13 protein-coding genes and 2 tRNA genes are annotated in these 16,301 nt (G+C 59.8%); 6 read left to right on the plus strand and 9 right to left on the minus strand.

What is annotated here, in order from left to right; translation table 11 throughout:
* Positions 1-103: 103 nt before the first annotated feature.
* Positions 104-283 (plus strand): hypothetical protein, encoded by a 180-nt coding sequence (locus tag AB5Y91_RS18455; protein WP_151028097.1) that lies wholly within the window; start codon positions 104-106, stop codon positions 281-283.
* A gap of 360 nt (positions 284-643) precedes the next feature.
* On the opposite strand, the gene AB5Y91_RS18460 is transcribed toward AB5Y91_RS18455, so the two are convergent.
* A complete protein-coding gene (locus tag AB5Y91_RS18460; protein WP_368169955.1) occupies positions 644-2,545 on the minus strand; it encodes a DUF927 domain-containing protein in 1,902 nt (633 codons plus the stop codon).
* 506 nt (positions 2,546-3,051) lie between these two features.
* Positions 3,052-4,203 carry a site-specific integrase gene (locus AB5Y91_RS18465; RefSeq protein WP_182951357.1) on the minus strand — a complete coding sequence of 384 codons (1,152 nt, stop codon included), beginning with the start codon at positions 4,201-4,203 and terminating at the stop codon, positions 3,052-3,054.
* 733 nt (positions 4,204-4,936) lie between these two features.
* On the opposite strand from AB5Y91_RS18465, the gene AB5Y91_RS18470 reads away from it, so the two are divergent.
* Both AB5Y91_RS18470 and AB5Y91_RS18475 read left to right on the plus strand, forming a co-directional pair.
* Positions 4,937-5,012, plus strand: a tRNA-Phe gene (locus AB5Y91_RS18470).
* A gap of 5 nt (positions 5,013-5,017) precedes the next feature.
* A tRNA-Asn gene (locus AB5Y91_RS18475) sits at positions 5,018-5,093 on the plus strand.
* A 64-nt stretch (positions 5,094-5,157) separates the two neighbouring features.
* Here the strand turns inward: AB5Y91_RS18475 and AB5Y91_RS18480 are convergent.
* Both AB5Y91_RS18480 and AB5Y91_RS18485 read right to left on the minus strand, forming a co-directional pair.
* Positions 5,158-5,379: a hypothetical protein gene (locus AB5Y91_RS18480; protein ID WP_368170483.1), complete on the minus strand. Its 222-nt coding sequence runs from the start codon at positions 5,377-5,379 to the stop codon at positions 5,158-5,160.
* A gap of 160 nt (positions 5,380-5,539) precedes the next feature.
* A complete protein-coding gene (locus AB5Y91_RS18485; RefSeq protein ID WP_080675077.1) occupies positions 5,540-5,674 on the minus strand; it encodes a hypothetical protein in 135 nt (44 codons plus the stop codon).
* A gap of 227 nt (positions 5,675-5,901) precedes the next feature.
* Here AB5Y91_RS18485 and AB5Y91_RS18490 point away from each other — a divergent pair, with 227 nt between their 5' ends.
* Positions 5,902-7,179, plus strand: coding sequence for an alpha/beta hydrolase (locus AB5Y91_RS18490; protein ID WP_368170484.1), 1,278 nt, complete (start codon positions 5,902-5,904; stop codon positions 7,177-7,179).
* A gap of 99 nt (positions 7,180-7,278) precedes the next feature.
* Positions 7,279-10,842, plus strand: a complete 3,564-nt coding sequence (locus AB5Y91_RS18495) for an ATP-binding cassette domain-containing protein (protein WP_368170485.1) — start codon at positions 7,279-7,281, stop codon at positions 10,840-10,842.
* Between the two features lie 63 nt (positions 10,843-10,905).
* On the opposite strand, the gene AB5Y91_RS18500 is transcribed toward AB5Y91_RS18495, so the two are convergent.
* The 5 genes from AB5Y91_RS18500 to trmB form a co-directional block, all read right to left on the minus strand.
* Complete coding sequence (locus AB5Y91_RS18500) at positions 10,906-11,115, minus strand: YgdI/YgdR family lipoprotein (protein ID WP_368170486.1); 210 nt, start codon at positions 11,113-11,115, stop codon at positions 10,906-10,908.
* 203 nt (positions 11,116-11,318) lie between these two features.
* Positions 11,319-12,611 (minus strand): rhodanese-like domain-containing protein, encoded by a 1,293-nt coding sequence (locus AB5Y91_RS18505; protein WP_368170487.1) that lies wholly within the window; start codon positions 12,609-12,611, stop codon positions 11,319-11,321.
* Positions 12,612-12,640: 29 nt separating this feature from the next.
* On the minus strand, positions 12,641-13,561 hold the full coding sequence (gene glsB / locus AB5Y91_RS18510; protein WP_162627312.1) for a glutaminase B: 921 nt from the start codon (positions 13,559-13,561) through the stop codon (positions 12,641-12,643).
* A gap of 97 nt (positions 13,562-13,658) precedes the next feature.
* A complete protein-coding gene (locus AB5Y91_RS18515) occupies positions 13,659-13,991 on the minus strand; it encodes a YggL family protein (RefSeq protein ID WP_005325222.1) in 333 nt (110 codons plus the stop codon).
* A 43-nt stretch (positions 13,992-14,034) separates the two neighbouring features.
* Entirely contained in the window at positions 14,035-14,748 is a 714-nt protein-coding gene (gene trmB, locus AB5Y91_RS18520) for a tRNA (guanosine(46)-N7)-methyltransferase TrmB (protein WP_139436010.1), read from the minus strand.
* A gap of 277 nt (positions 14,749-15,025) precedes the next feature.
* Here trmB and AB5Y91_RS18525 point away from each other — a divergent pair, with 277 nt between their 5' ends.
* Positions 15,026-16,093 (plus strand): M28 family metallopeptidase, encoded by a 1,068-nt coding sequence (locus AB5Y91_RS18525; RefSeq protein ID WP_368170488.1) that lies wholly within the window; start codon positions 15,026-15,028, stop codon positions 16,091-16,093.
* The last annotated feature ends 208 nt before the right edge of the window (positions 16,094-16,301 follow it).

Below are 16,301 nucleotides of genomic sequence, written 5' to 3' on the forward strand. Positions count from 1 at the left end.
TTTATACATCTGGCGACAGCGCCTGACATGCCGCGACACCACCTGTCGCCGCTGTTCTGCATTGTCGTCAACCATCAAGCAGTAGCAATCCAAGGAGTGATGCATGAGTAAAATGATCCAGATGAAAGAGTCCACCGCAAAGCGCGAGGTGAAGCAGGAATACGGCCTGACCGAAACCGATGGTCAGACGTTCTGGGATCGGGTGAACCGGGTGATCGGTGAATCCCGAGAGGAAGTCGATAATGAAGACCGCGTTCCTGCCGGATATGAAGTGTATCGATAACGTCAACGCGTACATGTTAGTTGGTCATTAGTTGACTCCTGTGAGCGATATCTGCCACGAAACGCTCGTAACGACAAAGCGGCCAGTTCTACTGGCCTCTTTTTTTTGGGGGACCGTTCGACAGCACAGGCTGAGATCACACCAGTGAGCAATACCGGGGTAATCTCCGCATGGCGAGGCACCTGTATCGCGGTTTAGCGACCCAATGAGCCGTTTTGGCTGCGCCGCCCTCCAAACCTCCGCAACAAGATCATCCTGGCCTTCTCGGCCTGCTAAAGCGTTCCTCCCCTTGCTGCCTGCTTTTGCCACCGGATCCCATAAAAGCAAAGGGGCCAGTTCGCACTGGCCCCCTTTCATTTTTTAGAATTTTTCGACTTCCACCGATATCTCTGGCATGTCTGGTGAGGACTCAACCATCACGCACCCCGTCTCGCTCGTCGCGCGGCGGGTGAAACTCGGAGCGGGGGAGCCAGGGGCCGTTGATGAACCAGTACTGCAAGGTTGGACGAGGCTCTCAGTCCGTTCATCAAATAGCGGGCTTCTAAATTGAAATACCTTGTTCACCGAGAATACGTAATAATTGCCAGGAAGGCTGTCTATTACGATCTCTTTGACATATCGTCCGTCAGCATAGTGCACTATGTACCCGTTTTCACGAAGCCACTTCATGACCAGCTTCGGCTTGCTTGTCAACAGTTTCTGAAGCTGGGTCATTTCGACATAAAGCTTTCCGTCTTCCGTGAATCCTAATAGCTCCCGCACTTCCATGGATGGCTTGCCGATGTGGATCTTTCTTCGTTGCTCGGAGAGCGTATCCAATAACCGATAAGCCTCTCTGGTGACATCATCCATGATGCCGTCCATCGACATGAGCCACCGTCGGAAGCATACCAAAACTGCATTATCTGCATACGCCACATCAAACGGCAGAATACCTAGCTCAACGGCCAATCGCCCCGCTGCCATGACGTTTGCGAAGCAACCAGCACCACGAGCAGCAAGAGGCGGAGGGTTTTCTAATCCCGAGCGACTCATCAGCCACTCTTGGCACTCCTCACGCTTAGCAGCAAAGATAACCGCTAAATCAGCAGGGGTATCGATGTCTGGCATATTCAACAGCGCCTGAATATATGCAGGCATCGCCGTACCGTAGTACTGAGAGGTTGCAGCTTTAAGGCCATTCACCCGGCAACGAGTCAGCTCAAGGCTCTCACCCGCCAGCGCGACATCCTCCGCCATCATCTCAATATCCAGCAGTCTGACGAATATCCCCCCTTTAGTGCCCGCCTTGCTCCGCTCTAGCAGTTCCTTGAAGGATTCCTCCCCCGAAGAGGGAGCACAAACATTCGATGCCAATGGGCTCCTATTACCTGTGCCCTTCAAATTGCCAAGTACTCTCGACTGTCCACCCGTCACCGAATAGGCAAACTGAAGCGGATCGTTACTAGACAATGAGCCCAGTTCATCCAAACAAATGCCAATGCCAGTTCGTTGTTGAAACATGCCTTTGAACCCAGCAGCTGTTCCGTCCCACTTCACAATCGCCGTTGCGGGGCCCGCACTTGGGTCAGATGCCACGCCTGACACACTCTGCCCCACTTGTAAAAGCGTCGTTTTGCCACAAGAGCTTGCACCATTGAAGTGAAAAATCATGGTCCCTGTATTTGATAACTTCATGAATACATTGGATAGATTTGCCATGATTGCAACGAGCATGGTTGGTGACTCTTTGACAGACAACGCAATGTTCTTTTGCCAATCCTGCAGCGTTCCTTTCGAGTGGATAGCGTCATGCTCACCAGGCGCGGACAGCAGCTCGTGCTGAGGACCACTATAGCCCGTTTTGTAAATTGACCGACCTACCCAGACATAGCAGAGATGTTCGCTAACAAACCCCGCTTGCAGATGCTGATGGACCACGCTGATATTTTGGATACTGATGCTGGCGGACATGTATGACAGCAGCCCCTCCTCCCGTACACCTAGGCATTCAATCCCCGCGCGGTATAGCGCAGCCCTCACTGTTTTGTAGTCCTGAATCACCCTATCGAATAATAGGTCGATGCGCTGGCATTGCTTCCGCTCATCCAGATACATGAAACGAACACCACTGATGTCTGTACTGTCAGCTTGGAGTATCGATACCGGCAGCAATGGCTTACCGAGTATCGTTTTTGGCTTGCCATGATCGCTAGCCAATTTCCCCCACGGGGACATCGCAAACCCATCAGGAATAGCTATCGAATGAACCGGTTTTTTCATCTCCGGCTCAGACCTGGAAAGCACCACGCCATCTAGGTCACACACAGTCCCATCAGGGGTAATCGAGCAACGCCCCTCGTTGTACAACCTGTATTCTGCTGAACACTGATCCAGCATAAGAAGTTCACGACGAACGAAAAGCTCATATTGAGTCTCACTGTCGGGGTATGGCTGACAACATTCGTGCTGTTCGGACATTGGGCTCACAGCATCGGGGGCAATATTCGCTCGATGAGCATCACCATGGTGTGCATCAAGGTTCGTTTTCTCCACCAGTAACGGCAGCGAGTCAGGAGCGACTGCAGGGTGCGATTCTGGCGCTGATGCCTCCTGATCCGAGTCCGGTACCGAGTCTGTCGGCGGTACACCCTGACTTGCCATCCTATCAATAGATGCTTGAGTCCCTGGACGACGGTCAAAACGCCTCGGGGGGTTATCACTACTAGATCTGGGTCTACGCATAATTATCTATGGGGGAGTCTCCTCCCCCATTCTCCAAAAAATTGTTAACAGGTGATGCGTGGGAGGTCCCACAGGGTGTGTAATTCGTTGACGGCCTTAACCAGCGTGGTATCGTGGAGGCGGGCATATCGCTCAGTCATTTTTGGCGAGCTATGGCCCAGCACTTTTTGAAGCACATCCAGCGAGCAACCTTGGTTTAACAGCGAGGTAGCGACGGTATGACGGGCGTCATGCATGCGTACTCCTGAGAGTCCGCAATCATTGCAGACCCGGTACCAATACCGCCGAGGTTCGGAAATCTGAGAGACACCACCCTGGCCTCTAAAGAGCAGACCGGTTGTGCCATGGCGCTGGAATTGGAGTTGAATCAACTCCAGCGCGAAATGATTAAGTGGTATGAGCCTTTCTCGACCAGACTTACTGGTGGGCAAATACGCAAGCTTTCGATTGAGATTACAATCTTGAAGCTGTAGCGCTCGGGCCTCACCCAGCCGGCACCCTGTTGCAAACAGGAACAGCAGAAGCCTAGCTTTTTCATCGTCGATGTCTTTCATCAAACGATGGACCACCTTATTCACCACCTCATCAGGCAACCCCTTGGGTGGCAAAACAGCTTCATGCTTTGCCGGAATCCCTGCTGCTGGCGAGGACTTGAGAATGCCACGTTCTACAGCGAAGGACATGATGGCCTTTACCTGTGCCAAGTAGCGGTTCCGCGTGGCGACAGAGCACGTTTTATTTGATTCTGTAAGAAAATCCTCGATGTCGAAACGGGTTACTCTGTTTAATGGCTTGCGCCCTAAAGCTGCCACGATGGGCTTTACGCGAGACTCGATGGTTTTATGTGACCGATGAGTTGCTCGTACTGAGGGCAGGTATTTATCATGTATAAACTGTTCTACTGACAAGCTCGAAAGATAGGTTTGATTGAATCCTACTGGATCAAGTACAAACTCCGCTTTTAGCTTTCTTGCTTGTTCACGTATCTCTTTAACGCTGAATTCGTCCGTGCTCGCAATTTTTAACCGATAACGGACTTTATTTTTGGTGAAACTAAGACAACCAACCTTGCGACCAGTGGCATAAGTAATCCACGTAAGGGAACGCTCGTATTTATCTTTACTTTCACGCTGCTTTGAACTGCACTCCTCCAACTTGGCACTATCTACAGTTGGAGCTACAGCCTGTTCGGGCATCGCACCTCCTATCATCTAGAGCCCCCACCGTGGTGACTCATGACAAGAATGTTGGACGAAGAAAAACCGAAAGGGAAGACCAGCTCCAGAGCGTAACCATCCGATAATGCCTTATAAAAACAGACTACCCTGCACATGGTATGTTTTGTGCTTTACAAAATCCCCCTATAGCCGGAGAGTAGAAATCAGTTTTTGCCCCCCTCTAAAGAATCAGAAAGAAGAAACTCAATAGAGTCCGATTTTGTGGCGGAAAAATATTTTTATTTTTTTCCGCCCCCCCGACACCCTGCTCACTTTATGAGCTAAAACACCACATTGAGCACAAGTATTTACTTCCCCTACAGCTCTTGCTGTAGGGGGTTATCACTCTTCTTCAAACGCAGATACGGAAGTTGAGCGACCGGAGGTCCTTCGGTATCGACGCACCAAACCCTGTCTGGTCAATTTCTGGTAACTTTTCAGCGCACAAAAAACATGCAGGTTAGTTCATCCGTTTTTTGACAGAAAATGGGCTGACTTGTTGGAGGAACCGAATGCGTGAGAGAGCGAAAAGGTAATTCTATAAAGGGAAAAATCCTCGATAGCAGCACCTACCGACAACCGGATCCGGGTGTTGAGTCAGGGGCTCCTTGCACAGTATCTCGCCACTTGGTTCACCCTATGCAAAAACATGCCAGAAACTGGGGCTGCAAGGTTGACACCCCAGTCGAGAAAGGGTTTAATGCGCGCCGTTGCCCAGATAGCTCAGTCGGTAGAGCAGGGGATTGAAAATCCCCGTGTCGGCGGTTCGATTCCGTCTCTGGGCACCAATAATTCCTCCTTAGTTCAGTCGGTAGAACGGCGGACTGTTAATCCGTATGTCGCTGGTTCAAGTCCAGCAGGAGGAGCCAAATTCGAAAGGCCCGCTCATCTGAGCGGGCCTTTCTGCATCTCCCCTTCCCGAAACCTCATTCCCTAATAGCGATTCTCGTCGCCGTGCCAGACATGTCCGGCAGAACATGCCCGGGCGACCTCGTGGCAAGGGTCATCGGCATGGCAGCGGAAGAAATGCTGATCTTGTTGCAGCAGAAGCGAACTCATCGAATGGCTGATACCGGCCAGTGCCTCGCCAGCGGTCAATCCTGCAACCCGGTGATCTGTGGCCAAATGAGACAGTACTCTTTCACGACTATTCATGATCGCCTCCCTCTGTGGATCCCGTCGTAAATTGACCATAGCAGCAGGTATCAGACTACCGCAAACCCGCACCAGACAAGGGCTCCAGGCTGGTCCAGCCCTGCCGGGAAAGGGGCGCAAATGAAAAGGCCCACCCTGCCGGATGGGCCTTTCATGGCTGTCAGCCGCCGTTGCAGGCCGCCAGCAACAGGGTCGCCCCGCAGGTGGCGCTGAATACCAGCAACCCCGCCTGCAGCACGCCCTCAGGATCCGTCTCTTTTCTTCTCTTTCTGAACCTTATCCATCGCGGCTTCATCGAGCCCACCTCATCCTGTTGTGTCCAGCTCCCCTGCCCTCCTCGGCAGGCCGCTCATCTTGATCCCGGTTCAGTTCCAGGTCAATCGGTCCGCAACAATAAAGCGGCCGGGCACTTGGGAGAGGGCCTCGTCATGGGTCCGCTCATTATCGGGAAAACCGGCGTGACCCGTCTGCGAGCCGGGGCTATGATGAGGCCGACGATTTCCGATCCCAGGGAGACCCCAGATGAGCAGCCCCTTGCACTATGTGCTGGATGGCATCCATTGCGAGCCACACTTCTTCACCGTGCCCCTCGACCACCAGAAACCGGATGACGAGGAGAGCATCACCCTGTTTGGCCGCACTCTCTGTCGCCAGGACAGGCTGGACGATGAGCTGCCCTGGCTGCTCTATCTGCAGGGGGGGCCGGGCTTTGGCGCGCCGCGCCCGACCGCGAGCGGCGGCTGGATAAAGCGGGCCCTGCAGGAATTTCGGGTGCTGCTGCTCGATCAGCGCGGCACAGGCCACTCCACCCCCATCAGCGCCGAGGCGCTGGCAGGGCTCACCCCGGAGGAGCAGGCCGACTACCTCAGTCATTTTCGCGCCGACAGCATAGTGCGGGACGCCGAATACGTTCGCGATACCCTGAGCCCGGACCGACCCTGGAGCCTGCTTGGCCAGAGCTTCGGCGGCTTTTGCAGCCTCACCTATCTCTCCCTGTTCCCGGACAGCCTGCACGAGGTCTACCTCACCGGCGGCGTGGCCCCCATCGGCCGCACGGCGGACGAGGTCTACCGCGCCACCTACCAGAGGGTGGCGGACAAGAACCGCGTCTTCTTCGCCCGCTTCCCCCATGCCCAGGCCATCGCCAACCGGCTGGCCAATCACCTGCACCGCCACGATGTGCGCCTGCCCAACGGCCAGCGCCTGACGGTGGAGCAGTTGCAGCAGCAGGGGCTGGATCTCGGCGCCAGCGGCGCCTTCGAGGAGCTCTACTACCTGCTGGAGGATGCCTTCATCGGCGAGAAGCTCAACCCCGCCTTCCTCTACAAGGTGCAGGCCATGCAACCGTTCAACACCAATCCGGTGTTCGCCATTTTGCATGAGGCCATCTATTGCGAAGGAGCTGCCAGCAACTGGGCGGCCGAGCGGGTCAGAACCGAGTTCCCGGCCCTGGCCTGGGCGCCCGGCAAGGATTTCGCCTTCACCGGCGAGATGATCTTCCCCTGGATGTTCGAGCAGTTCCGCGAGCTGATGCCGCTCAAGGAGGCCGCCCACCTGCTGGCCAAGAAGGCCGATTGGGGCCCCCTCTACGACCAGGCGCAACTGGCCCGAAACCGGGTGCCTGTGGCCTGCGCCGTCTATGCCGAGGACATGTACGTGGAGTTCGACTACAGCCGCGATACCCTCAAGGGCCTTGGCAGCAGCCGCGCCTGGATCACCAACGAGTACGAGCACAACGGCCTGAGAGTCGACGGCGAGCAGATCCTGGACAGACTCATCCGCTTGAACCGGGGCTGCTGATCCCCCGCGGGCGACGAGCTCGCCATAAAAAGAATATCGAGGGCGGCCCATGAGCCGCCCCGCCCTGTCGGAAGCAACACAAAACAACAAGGACACCCTTTGGATCATCCGGAAATCTCGGCCGGCTGGCTGAGCCGCCTCTTCTATCACTGGACGGGCCCGCTGCAACGCAAGGGGCTGACCGAGCCCCAGGTCGGTCTCGACGATCTCTACCCCCTGCTGCCGGAAGACAGGCGCGACGAGCGGGCCGACGCCTTCCTCGCGCTCACCGCCGCTGCGCCGGTGCGCCCCTGGCCCATCATGGCCTTTATCTGGCGTCACTACCGCCGCCGCATCGGCCTGCTCACCCTGTTGCAGCTGATCGGCATGCTGGCCACCCTGGCCAGCCCCTGGCTGCTCAACCACAGCATGACCCAGCTCGGCGCCGGGGCCAGCACAGGCCACAAGCTGCTGCTGGCCTTTGCCCTGTTTGCCTCTGTGCTCGCCGCCGGCATGCTGGCGGAGCACTCCCTGCAACTGGCGCTCAAGATGCACGTGCCCATTCGCCGCCTGCTGGCCGAATCCCTGCTTGCCAAGGTGATGAAGCTGGGCGGCAAGAGCTTCGATGACAGGGCCGGTGGCCGGGTACAGAACCTCATCAACCGGGACGTGTGGGACATCACCTGGATCCTGGCCGACCCCGCCATGCCGCTCACCATGGCGCTGCAGCTGGCGGGCACCATAGCCCTGCTGGTATGGCAGGTGGGCAGCGCCGGCCTGGTGGGCTTTGCGGTGCTCACCCTGCTGCTGCTGCTCTCCACCCGGGTGGTGCGCCGCATGAACCAGCAGGAGCAGCAGCTCAAGCGCCAGCAAGACGAGCGCAACGGCATACTGGCGGAATACATCAAGAAGCTGCGACTGGTGCGCCAGAACGGCCTCGGCGCCTTCTTCACCCGGGCGGCCAACGCCAAGCGCCAGCAGGAGCTGGGGGTGCTCGGCCGGGTGCTCAAGCTCGATGCCATCAACAGCTTCCTGATGATGAGCACCCCGCTGCTGGTGACGCTCGCCACCTTCACCACCTATCTGGCCTCGGGCCAGAGCCTGACCCTGCCCCAGGTGTTCACCACCATAGCCCTGTTCGCCGTGCTGCGGATCCCCATGATGCGGCTGCCCTACCTCATCCGCACCCTGATCAACTTCAATACCGGCTTCAACCGGCTGTGCGAGTTCTTGAATGGCCCGGAGCAGCATCGGGATCTCGGCGACTCCAGCCTGCCCGTCGGCAGCCTGGTGCTGGAAGAGGTCACCGCCCTGCACCAGCAAAAACCTGTACTGCAAGAGGTCAGCCTCAGCATACAACCGGGGGAGCTGGTGGGGATCACAGGGGCGACCGGGGCGGGCAAGAGCTGCCTGCTGCACCTGGTCGCCGGTTTTGACAACGGCTTTGAGGGGGTTATCCGTCGCAACGGCCGGGTGGCGCACCTCGGCCATAAACCCTGGCTGATGAACGACAGCATCCGCAACAACATACTGTTCGGCCAGCCCTGGCACGAGGATCGCTACCAGTGGGTGCTCGGTGCCTGCGCCCTCACCACGGATCTGGGGCTGCTGAGCCACGGGGATCAGACGCTGGTGGGGGAGCTCGGCACCCGCCTCTCCGGCGGCCAGCAGCAGCGGGTCGCCCTGGCCCGCGCCCTCTATGCAGAGGCCGACATCCTGCTGCTGGACAACCCCTTGTCGGCGCTGGATCCCATGGTCTCGGCCCAGGTGCTGGAGCAGGGGCTCGCCTTCAAGCCGGGGCCGACCCGGCTGCTGGTGAGCCATGATCCGGACGTGCTGGCCCACTGCGATCGGGTGATCCGCATCGAGCAGGGCCGCCTGGTGGAGCTAGGCGCCCACCAGCTGGCGGATCTCATCCAGCACCCGCAGCCCACCCCTCTGGTGGCGCCCCAGGAGGCGGAGCTGTTCAGCGAAGAAAAAGTGGTGGAGGGCAAGGTGGACTGGGGACTGTTTGGCTTCATGTGGCAGCGCCTGGCCGCCCCCGGCGCCATCCTGATCGCCCTGCTGCTCACGCTGGGTCAGGAGGGGCTGCGCATCGCCTCGGATCTCTGGCTCGGCGGCAAGGCCGAGGTGAGCGATGTGAGCACCCTGCTCGGCATCTATGTGCTGCTGGGGGCGGGCTCCCTCGTCTGCATCATGGTGGTGCGGGTCATCAACTACAAACTCGGCCTCAAGCTGGCCTGGACTCTGTTCGACGGCATGCTGGGCCGCATCAGCCGCGCCCCCATGGCTTTCTTCGACAAGGTGCCCCAGGGGCGCATCCTCAACCGTTTCGATCGGGATCTTGGAGAAGCCCAGGAGGTGCTGCTGTCCATGCTGATGGGACTGTTCGGCATGCTGGTCTCTGTGCTGCTGCAGGTGGTGGTCATCGGCATCAACATTCCCCTGCTGCTGCTCATCGCCCCCCTGGTGGGCTGGGCGCTCTACGTGCTGCAACGACGCTACCGGGCGGTGCAGCTCAAGCTGCGGCGCCAGTCCTCGGTGCTGCGCTCCCCACTTTATATCAGCATCAGCGAGACCATTCGCGGCGCCCCCGCCCTGCGTCTGGCCGGGGCCGAGCGCTTCGCCCTGGATCAGGTGCTGCATCACTATGACAACAACCTGCGTAGCTGGTACACCACCACCTCCATCAACCGCTGGCTTGGCATGCACCAGACCCTGCTCTCCGCCGCCCTGGTGGGAGCAGTGGCGCTGATGGTGGCCTTTGGCAACAGCCCGCTGCTGGGGGCCGTGGCCATCACCTACGCCTTCACCGCATCGGCCATGCTCAACTCCCTGATCCGTACCTTCGCCGAAGTGGAACAGGTGATGAACGCGGTGGAGCGGGTACGCGAATACAGCGAGATAGAGAGCGAGCGCCAGGAGGGAGAGGCCCTCGCCACTCCCCATCCGGCGGTGCGCTTCGACAACCTGGGGCTGCGCTATCCGGGCGCCAGCCAGTGGGCCCTGCACAGGGTCAACTTCGAGCTGGCCCCCGGCGAGAAGGTGGGCGTCTGTGGCCGCACAGGGGCGGGCAAGAGCTCCCTGCTCGGGGTGCTGCAGGCCATGTATCCGGCCTCCCAGGGAGAGATTTACTACGGCGATCAGCCGCTCTCTGCCCTGGCGCCGGAGGCGGTGCGGGATCTCTACGACACCGTCTCCCAGATCCCCCTCACCTTCTTCGGCACCCTGCGTGCCAATCTCGCCCCCCTGAGCGAGCAGAACGACGCCGCGCTGGAGCAGGCGCTGGCCCGGGTGGGTCTGGCCGAGCGCTGCGCCGGCCGGCTGGACGAGGATCTCGACAGGCTGCAGCTCTCCGCCGGCGAGACCCAACTGCTGGTGATCGCCCGCATCCTGCTGTCGCGCCGCCCCCTCATAGTGCTGGACGAAGCCACCTCGGATCTCAGCCACGGTGGCATGCGCAAGATGGCGGAGCTGCTCTATCGCTACCGGCCAGAGGCCAGCTATCTGGTGATAGCCCACCATCTGGAACCGCTCTTGTCGGTAGACAAGGTGGTGGTGATGGAGGCTGGCACTGTGGTGGAGCAGGGATCCCCGGTCAGCCTGCTGGCCAATCCGGGTTCCCGCTTCCACCAGCTGTTTGCCGGTCAGGTGAACCGCCAGGTGGGAGAACTGACGGGCTGAGATCTCTGCTGCCTCGCCGACGTCAGAAGGGCTGCCCGCGGGCAGCCCTTCTCGTCGTGCGTCTCAGCGCTCCATGATCTGGGTGATGTCATCCTTGTTGATCAACATCTCCCGCCCCTCTTCGTCGTAGTAGCGGTACATGCCCGTGTCTTCATCCAGCTTGGGCTTGCTGTCGGTGGTAATCATCTTCCCGTCCCGGGTGCTCATGATGTATTGAGAGCTGCACGCCACCAGCCCCAGCATGCACATCAGGACCATCATCAGTCGTTTCATCGCCCGCCTCTTCTCCCTCCTGCATCCTCAGGACGAGGATGTTTCTTGAAGCCTAGCTCAAGCGCCCTCACCCGAATGAGTGTCACCAAAATATGAGAACAGCGAGCTGAATCAGCGAGTTAACAGCGGGATGCGCCAGGATACCCAGATGAAAAAAGGCCGGACATGGGTCCGGCCTTTGAGTGGGCAACGCATTGGCGTTATCAGCCCTGCGGCTTGCGCTCACCTGTGACTGTGGGGTTCTTGGGGTCTGAGCTCCACTCGTACCAGCCGCCGTCGTAGACGCTGATCCGCTTCCAGTCCATCAGCCAGGCGTAGAAGAAGGCCTCGGAGGCGCGCCAGCCGGTGCCGCAGTAGAAGGCGGCCTGCTGGGTGGGCTCTATGTCCCACTGGTCCCACATGGCGAGGATCTCGCGGGCCGGTTTCATTGTGCCGTCCGGGTTGTGGAAGTCGCTCATGCTGTTGGCATCCACGCCGCCGTGACCCCACTTGGCCCCTGGGATGTCGCCCTTGGGCTTGATGTAGCTGTAGCCGGAGGTGTTGCCGACAAACTCATCCCAGGTGCGCACGCTGACCAGGGCGCTATCGGGCTGTTTGAGCAACTCTTTCGCCTGACTTAGCGTGGTGTAATACTCGGGGTGGGCCGGAATGGCCACGCCAAACTCCTTCACCGGCTCAAACTTGTTGGCCAGGCCGGTCTCGGTGCGCAGGTGCTGCACGAACCAGGCATCCAGGCCGCCGTCCAGCAGGCGCACGTCTTCCACCCCGGCGTACATCATCAGGTGAGCGGCACGGGCCGCCGCCATGGTGTTGCGACCGTAGAGGATGACGGTGGTGTCGTGGCGGATGCCGTTCTCCAGCAGCAACTGCTTGAGGGCTTCGTCAGACACCTTGTTCCACAGCGGCTCCTCTTCCAGGCGGTTGGTGTCGATGTAACCGGCCCCCGGGATGTGGCTCAGCAGATAAGCCTTGGGGGCACCCCAGTCGACTTCGAAGACCTTCCAGTCCCCCTTGGGAGCGGCGGCCACCGGCTTGCCTGCCTGCAGATCGGCGAGCCAGAGCGGGTAGACCAGTTGCTGCCAGCGGGTCAGGTGCTCGCGCGGCGCACTCTGCCAGCCCTGCAGCTCGAACAGTTGCTTGATGCCCTGCTGGCGCAGCAGGCGGGCCACCTCGGCCACTTCCCGCGGGGCGCCGTAGAGGGCGACCGGCAGATCGGCCTTCAGCCCTTTGCTCGCGAGCGCCTTGGGCCACTCTTCGTCACTGTATTTCCACTCGGCGGAGAGGTTCTCGGCGCCAGCCACGTGGCCCCCCTGCTTCTCGCCCGCCATGGGCCAGCCCTGATAGAAGTAGCTGGGGCGGGTATCCAGGATCACGGCCTGCTTGGCCTTGGCATCGGCCAGGGAAAGAGGGGGCAGTTCGGCGGCCAGGGCGGGCCAGGCACACCAGAGCAGCAAGGCAGCCAGGCCGCTTCGCCACAGTCCAGTCATTCGTTTCATGATGTTGTCTCGATACATAGTGAACAAAGTTAAAAAATGGAGCGGCCGAGGCGCTCGGCCAGCAGCTCCAGCGCCGCCGTGCCCGCCAGGGAGTTGCCCGCCTTGTTGAGTTCGGGGGACCAGACGCAGACCGTCAGTTCGCCGGGGATCAGCGCCATTATGCCACCCCCCACCCCGGACTTGCCCGGCATGCCGACCCGGTAGGCGAAGTCGCCAGCCTCGTCATAGAGGCCGCAGGTGGCGAGCAGGGCGTTGACCTGCTTGGTGGTACGGGCAGGCAGCAGCTGTGTATTTTCGCCGAGCGGCGCGCCGCGGTTGGCCAGGTAGATGAATGCCCGGGCCAGATCGACGCAGCTCATGCGGATGGCGCAGGCATTGAAGTAGCTCTGCAGCACCTTGTCCACCTCGTTCTCGAAGTTGCCGTAGGCCTTCATCAGGTAGGCGATGGCGGCGTTGCGGGCGGCGTGCTGATATTCGGAGCGAGCCACCACCTGGTCCGCCATGATGGCCGGATTGCCAGAGAGGCGTCGCACCAGCTCCAGGGTGCGTTGGCGCGGGGCGGTGAGCCGGGTCTCCAGCAGATCGCTCACCACCAGGGCGCCGGCATTGATGAAGGGGTTGCGGGGAATGCCGTGCTCGAACTCGAGCTGCACCAGGGAGTTGAACGGCTGACCGGAGGGCTCCTTGCCCACCCGGGCCCAGATCTCCTCCTCCTGATAGAGGGTGAGCGCCAGCGTCAGGCTCAGGGCCTTGGAGATGCTCTGGATGGAGAAGGGCTCGAAGGCGTCACCTGCGGTGAACAGCTCCCCCTCCACGGTGCAGACAGCGATCCCGAGTCTGTCCGCCGGCACCTGCGCCAGCGCGGGAATGTAATCGGCCACCTTGCCCTGCCCGAGCAGCGGGCGCACCTCTTCCAGGATGCTGGCCAGTAATTCGGATGACAACACCATCGACGATTCCATGACGTGAGACGAGGTGAGGCCAGGCTCACCGACAAAAATCCCGCCGGCGGCGGGATTTTCTATCTGCCCGAGAGGCAGTCAGATATCAGGCCGGCTCGCCGTACCAGAGATCGAACAGCTCGGTGACCACCACGGCCTCCATCCCCTTGCCTTCCAGCCAGGATTTGACGACGGCGCGGTCCTCTTCGGTGCACTTGCCCAGTTGCTGGGTGCAGATCATCCCTTCCCAGGCCAGGTGGCCTGAACCGGCGAAGGCCAGCTTACGGGGTTCAACAACCTCATCGATCATCGCATCGACTACCGCATCGATGGTCTCTTCGGCAGTGCCGACCGGGAAGTTGAAACTGATGTCGAAACCCATTTCCTGGAATTCATCGACGCGCAGTTTCTTACGCAGACGGCGGCTACGATTGGCCATGATAGCTCCTCAAGTTAGTTGATACGCGAGTTGACGTGCCAGCTCAGCTGACACGCTTGAAAATCAGATCCCAGACACCGTGGCCCAGACGATGGCCACGTTGTTCGAATTTGGTCAGCGGACGCCAGTCGGGACGGGGCACCCAGTTGCCGGTGGCGGAGGTGTTCTCGTACCCCTCGGCGGCGCTCATCACTTCCAGCATGTGCTCGGCATAGTTTTCCCAGTCGGTAGCCATGTGGAAGACGCCACCTATGGCGAGCTTCTGGCGGATGTCCTGGGCGAAGGCCGGCTGCACTATGCGGCGCTTGTGGTGACGGCTCTTGTGCCAGGGATCCGGGAAGAAGAGCTGCAGGCAGGAGAGCGAGCCGTTCGGGATCATGTGCTCCAGCACTTCCACCGCATCGTGGCAGATGACGCGCAGGTTGGTGACGCCCGCCTCCTGGGCGGTGCCGAGGCAGGCACCCACGCCAGGGGAGTGCACCTCTATGCCGATGAAGTTCTTCTCGGGGGCATTCCTGGCCATCTCCACCAGGGAGGCGCCCATGCCGAAGCCGATCTCCAGCACCACCGGGGCTTCGCGGCCAAACAGCGCCACCATGTCGAGGGGCTGTGGTGCGAAATCTATGCCCATGACCGGCCAGAGCTCTTCCAGGGCCTTCTCCTGCCCTTTGGTCAGGCGGCCTTCGCGACGGACGAAGCTGCGGATCTTGCGCATGAACTTGCCGTCTTCGTTAAATACATCTTGGGTCACAGGCATAATTGTCTCGTTATTTCATCAATCCGGGTAACAGAACCGGGGTCAATCCGGGTTTAGGCCGACCTGGGTGGTTCGTTATTTCATCAATCGGCAAAAACAGGGGAGCGAATTATCCCAAGATAGGCCCAAGGCGCAAGTGTTTCGCAAAACAAATCCCCCCTGACTGACCAATTCCGCCACTGCGGTTGACAAATGCCACCCCCTTCACAGAATCTGCGAGGCGTCAGGTGCATCCTGACGCGGAAAAATAAAACCATACACAACAAAGGATTGCAGTATGAAAAAAGCCCTTTTGACCCTCGCCATCTCGGCCCTGCTGGCCGGGTGCAACCCCTCGGACAATGACTCCCAGCCCCCCGCCCCTGCCACCCAGGCCTATGAATACCTGGTGCAGTTGAGCTCCAGTGCCGAGGGAATAGGTGCCAGACCCACGGGCACCGAGGCCGAGACCCGCGCCGCCGCCTGGATCCAGGACCATCTGACCGGCTGGGGCTACGAGGTGCAGAACCAGCCCTTCACCTACACCCGAAGCGGCACCGAGAAGCACTCCCAGAACCTGGTCGCCGAGCTCAAGGGCCAGAGTGACAAGGTGATCCTCATCGGCGCCCACTACGACAGCACAGGCGAGAAGAAGGGCTCCGAAGGTGCCACCGACAACGGCGCCGGTGTCGCGGCCCTGCTGGCGGTCGCCGAGGCGCTCAAGGATCAAACCCTGCCCTACACGGTGCGCTTCGCCTTCTTCGGGGCTGAGGAGAACGGCCTCAACGGCTCCAAGGCCTATGCCGCCAGCCTGGATGCCGACGCCGTCGCCAAGCTGCTGGCCATGGTGAACTACGACACCATAGCCGGGGGCGACATCGTCTATGTCCACTCCGCCCATTCGGACGTGGCCGAGTACAACTGCGCCGAGCCGAGCCGCTACAGCTTCGATCCCAAGGTGCGCGACCGCCTGCTGGCCATCTCCAAGCAGAGCGCCACCCCGTTCGCCATTCACCCCAGCTACGGCGGCTACCCGGAAGGGGAGACCGGCAGTTGGTCGGATCATGCGCCTTTTGCCTGCCTGGGGGTGCCCATCGCCTACGTGGAAGCCACCAACTTCACCATCAACGGGGAAGATGGCTATGACGGCTACTCCCAGAGCACCAACCCGGCGCTGTGGGACTGCTACGACGATGCCAGCAAGAGCGCCTGCGATCGGGACAGCGAGACCCAGTGGGGCAAGATCTGGCACACAGAGCACGACCGCCTCGACAAGATGGCCGAACTGTTCCCGGGCCGGGTCCAGCAGCAACTCGGTGCCAACACGGATCTGATGATCAGTTTCCTGAAAGAACCCGGGCTCTGAGCACCAAGCCGATGATCTGCGTCTTCAGGCTGACAGAACCCGGGCTCCAGGCTCAGGGCAGATGAACGTCTGACAGGGGTTTTTGCGCCCCCGGCCAGGGTAGAGACGATAAAATTCGGGCAGGTGCCAAACCTGCCCTTTTTTATGGATTTTTGTGACAGCCATTGCCTCATTTCTGAAATCTGATACAAACGGATAACCTGGCGGT

The organism is Aeromonas sp. R4-3 (genome assembly GCF_040908275.1).
GTDB classification, from domain to species: Bacteria; Pseudomonadota; Gammaproteobacteria; order Enterobacterales; family Aeromonadaceae; genus Aeromonas; species Aeromonas rivipollensis.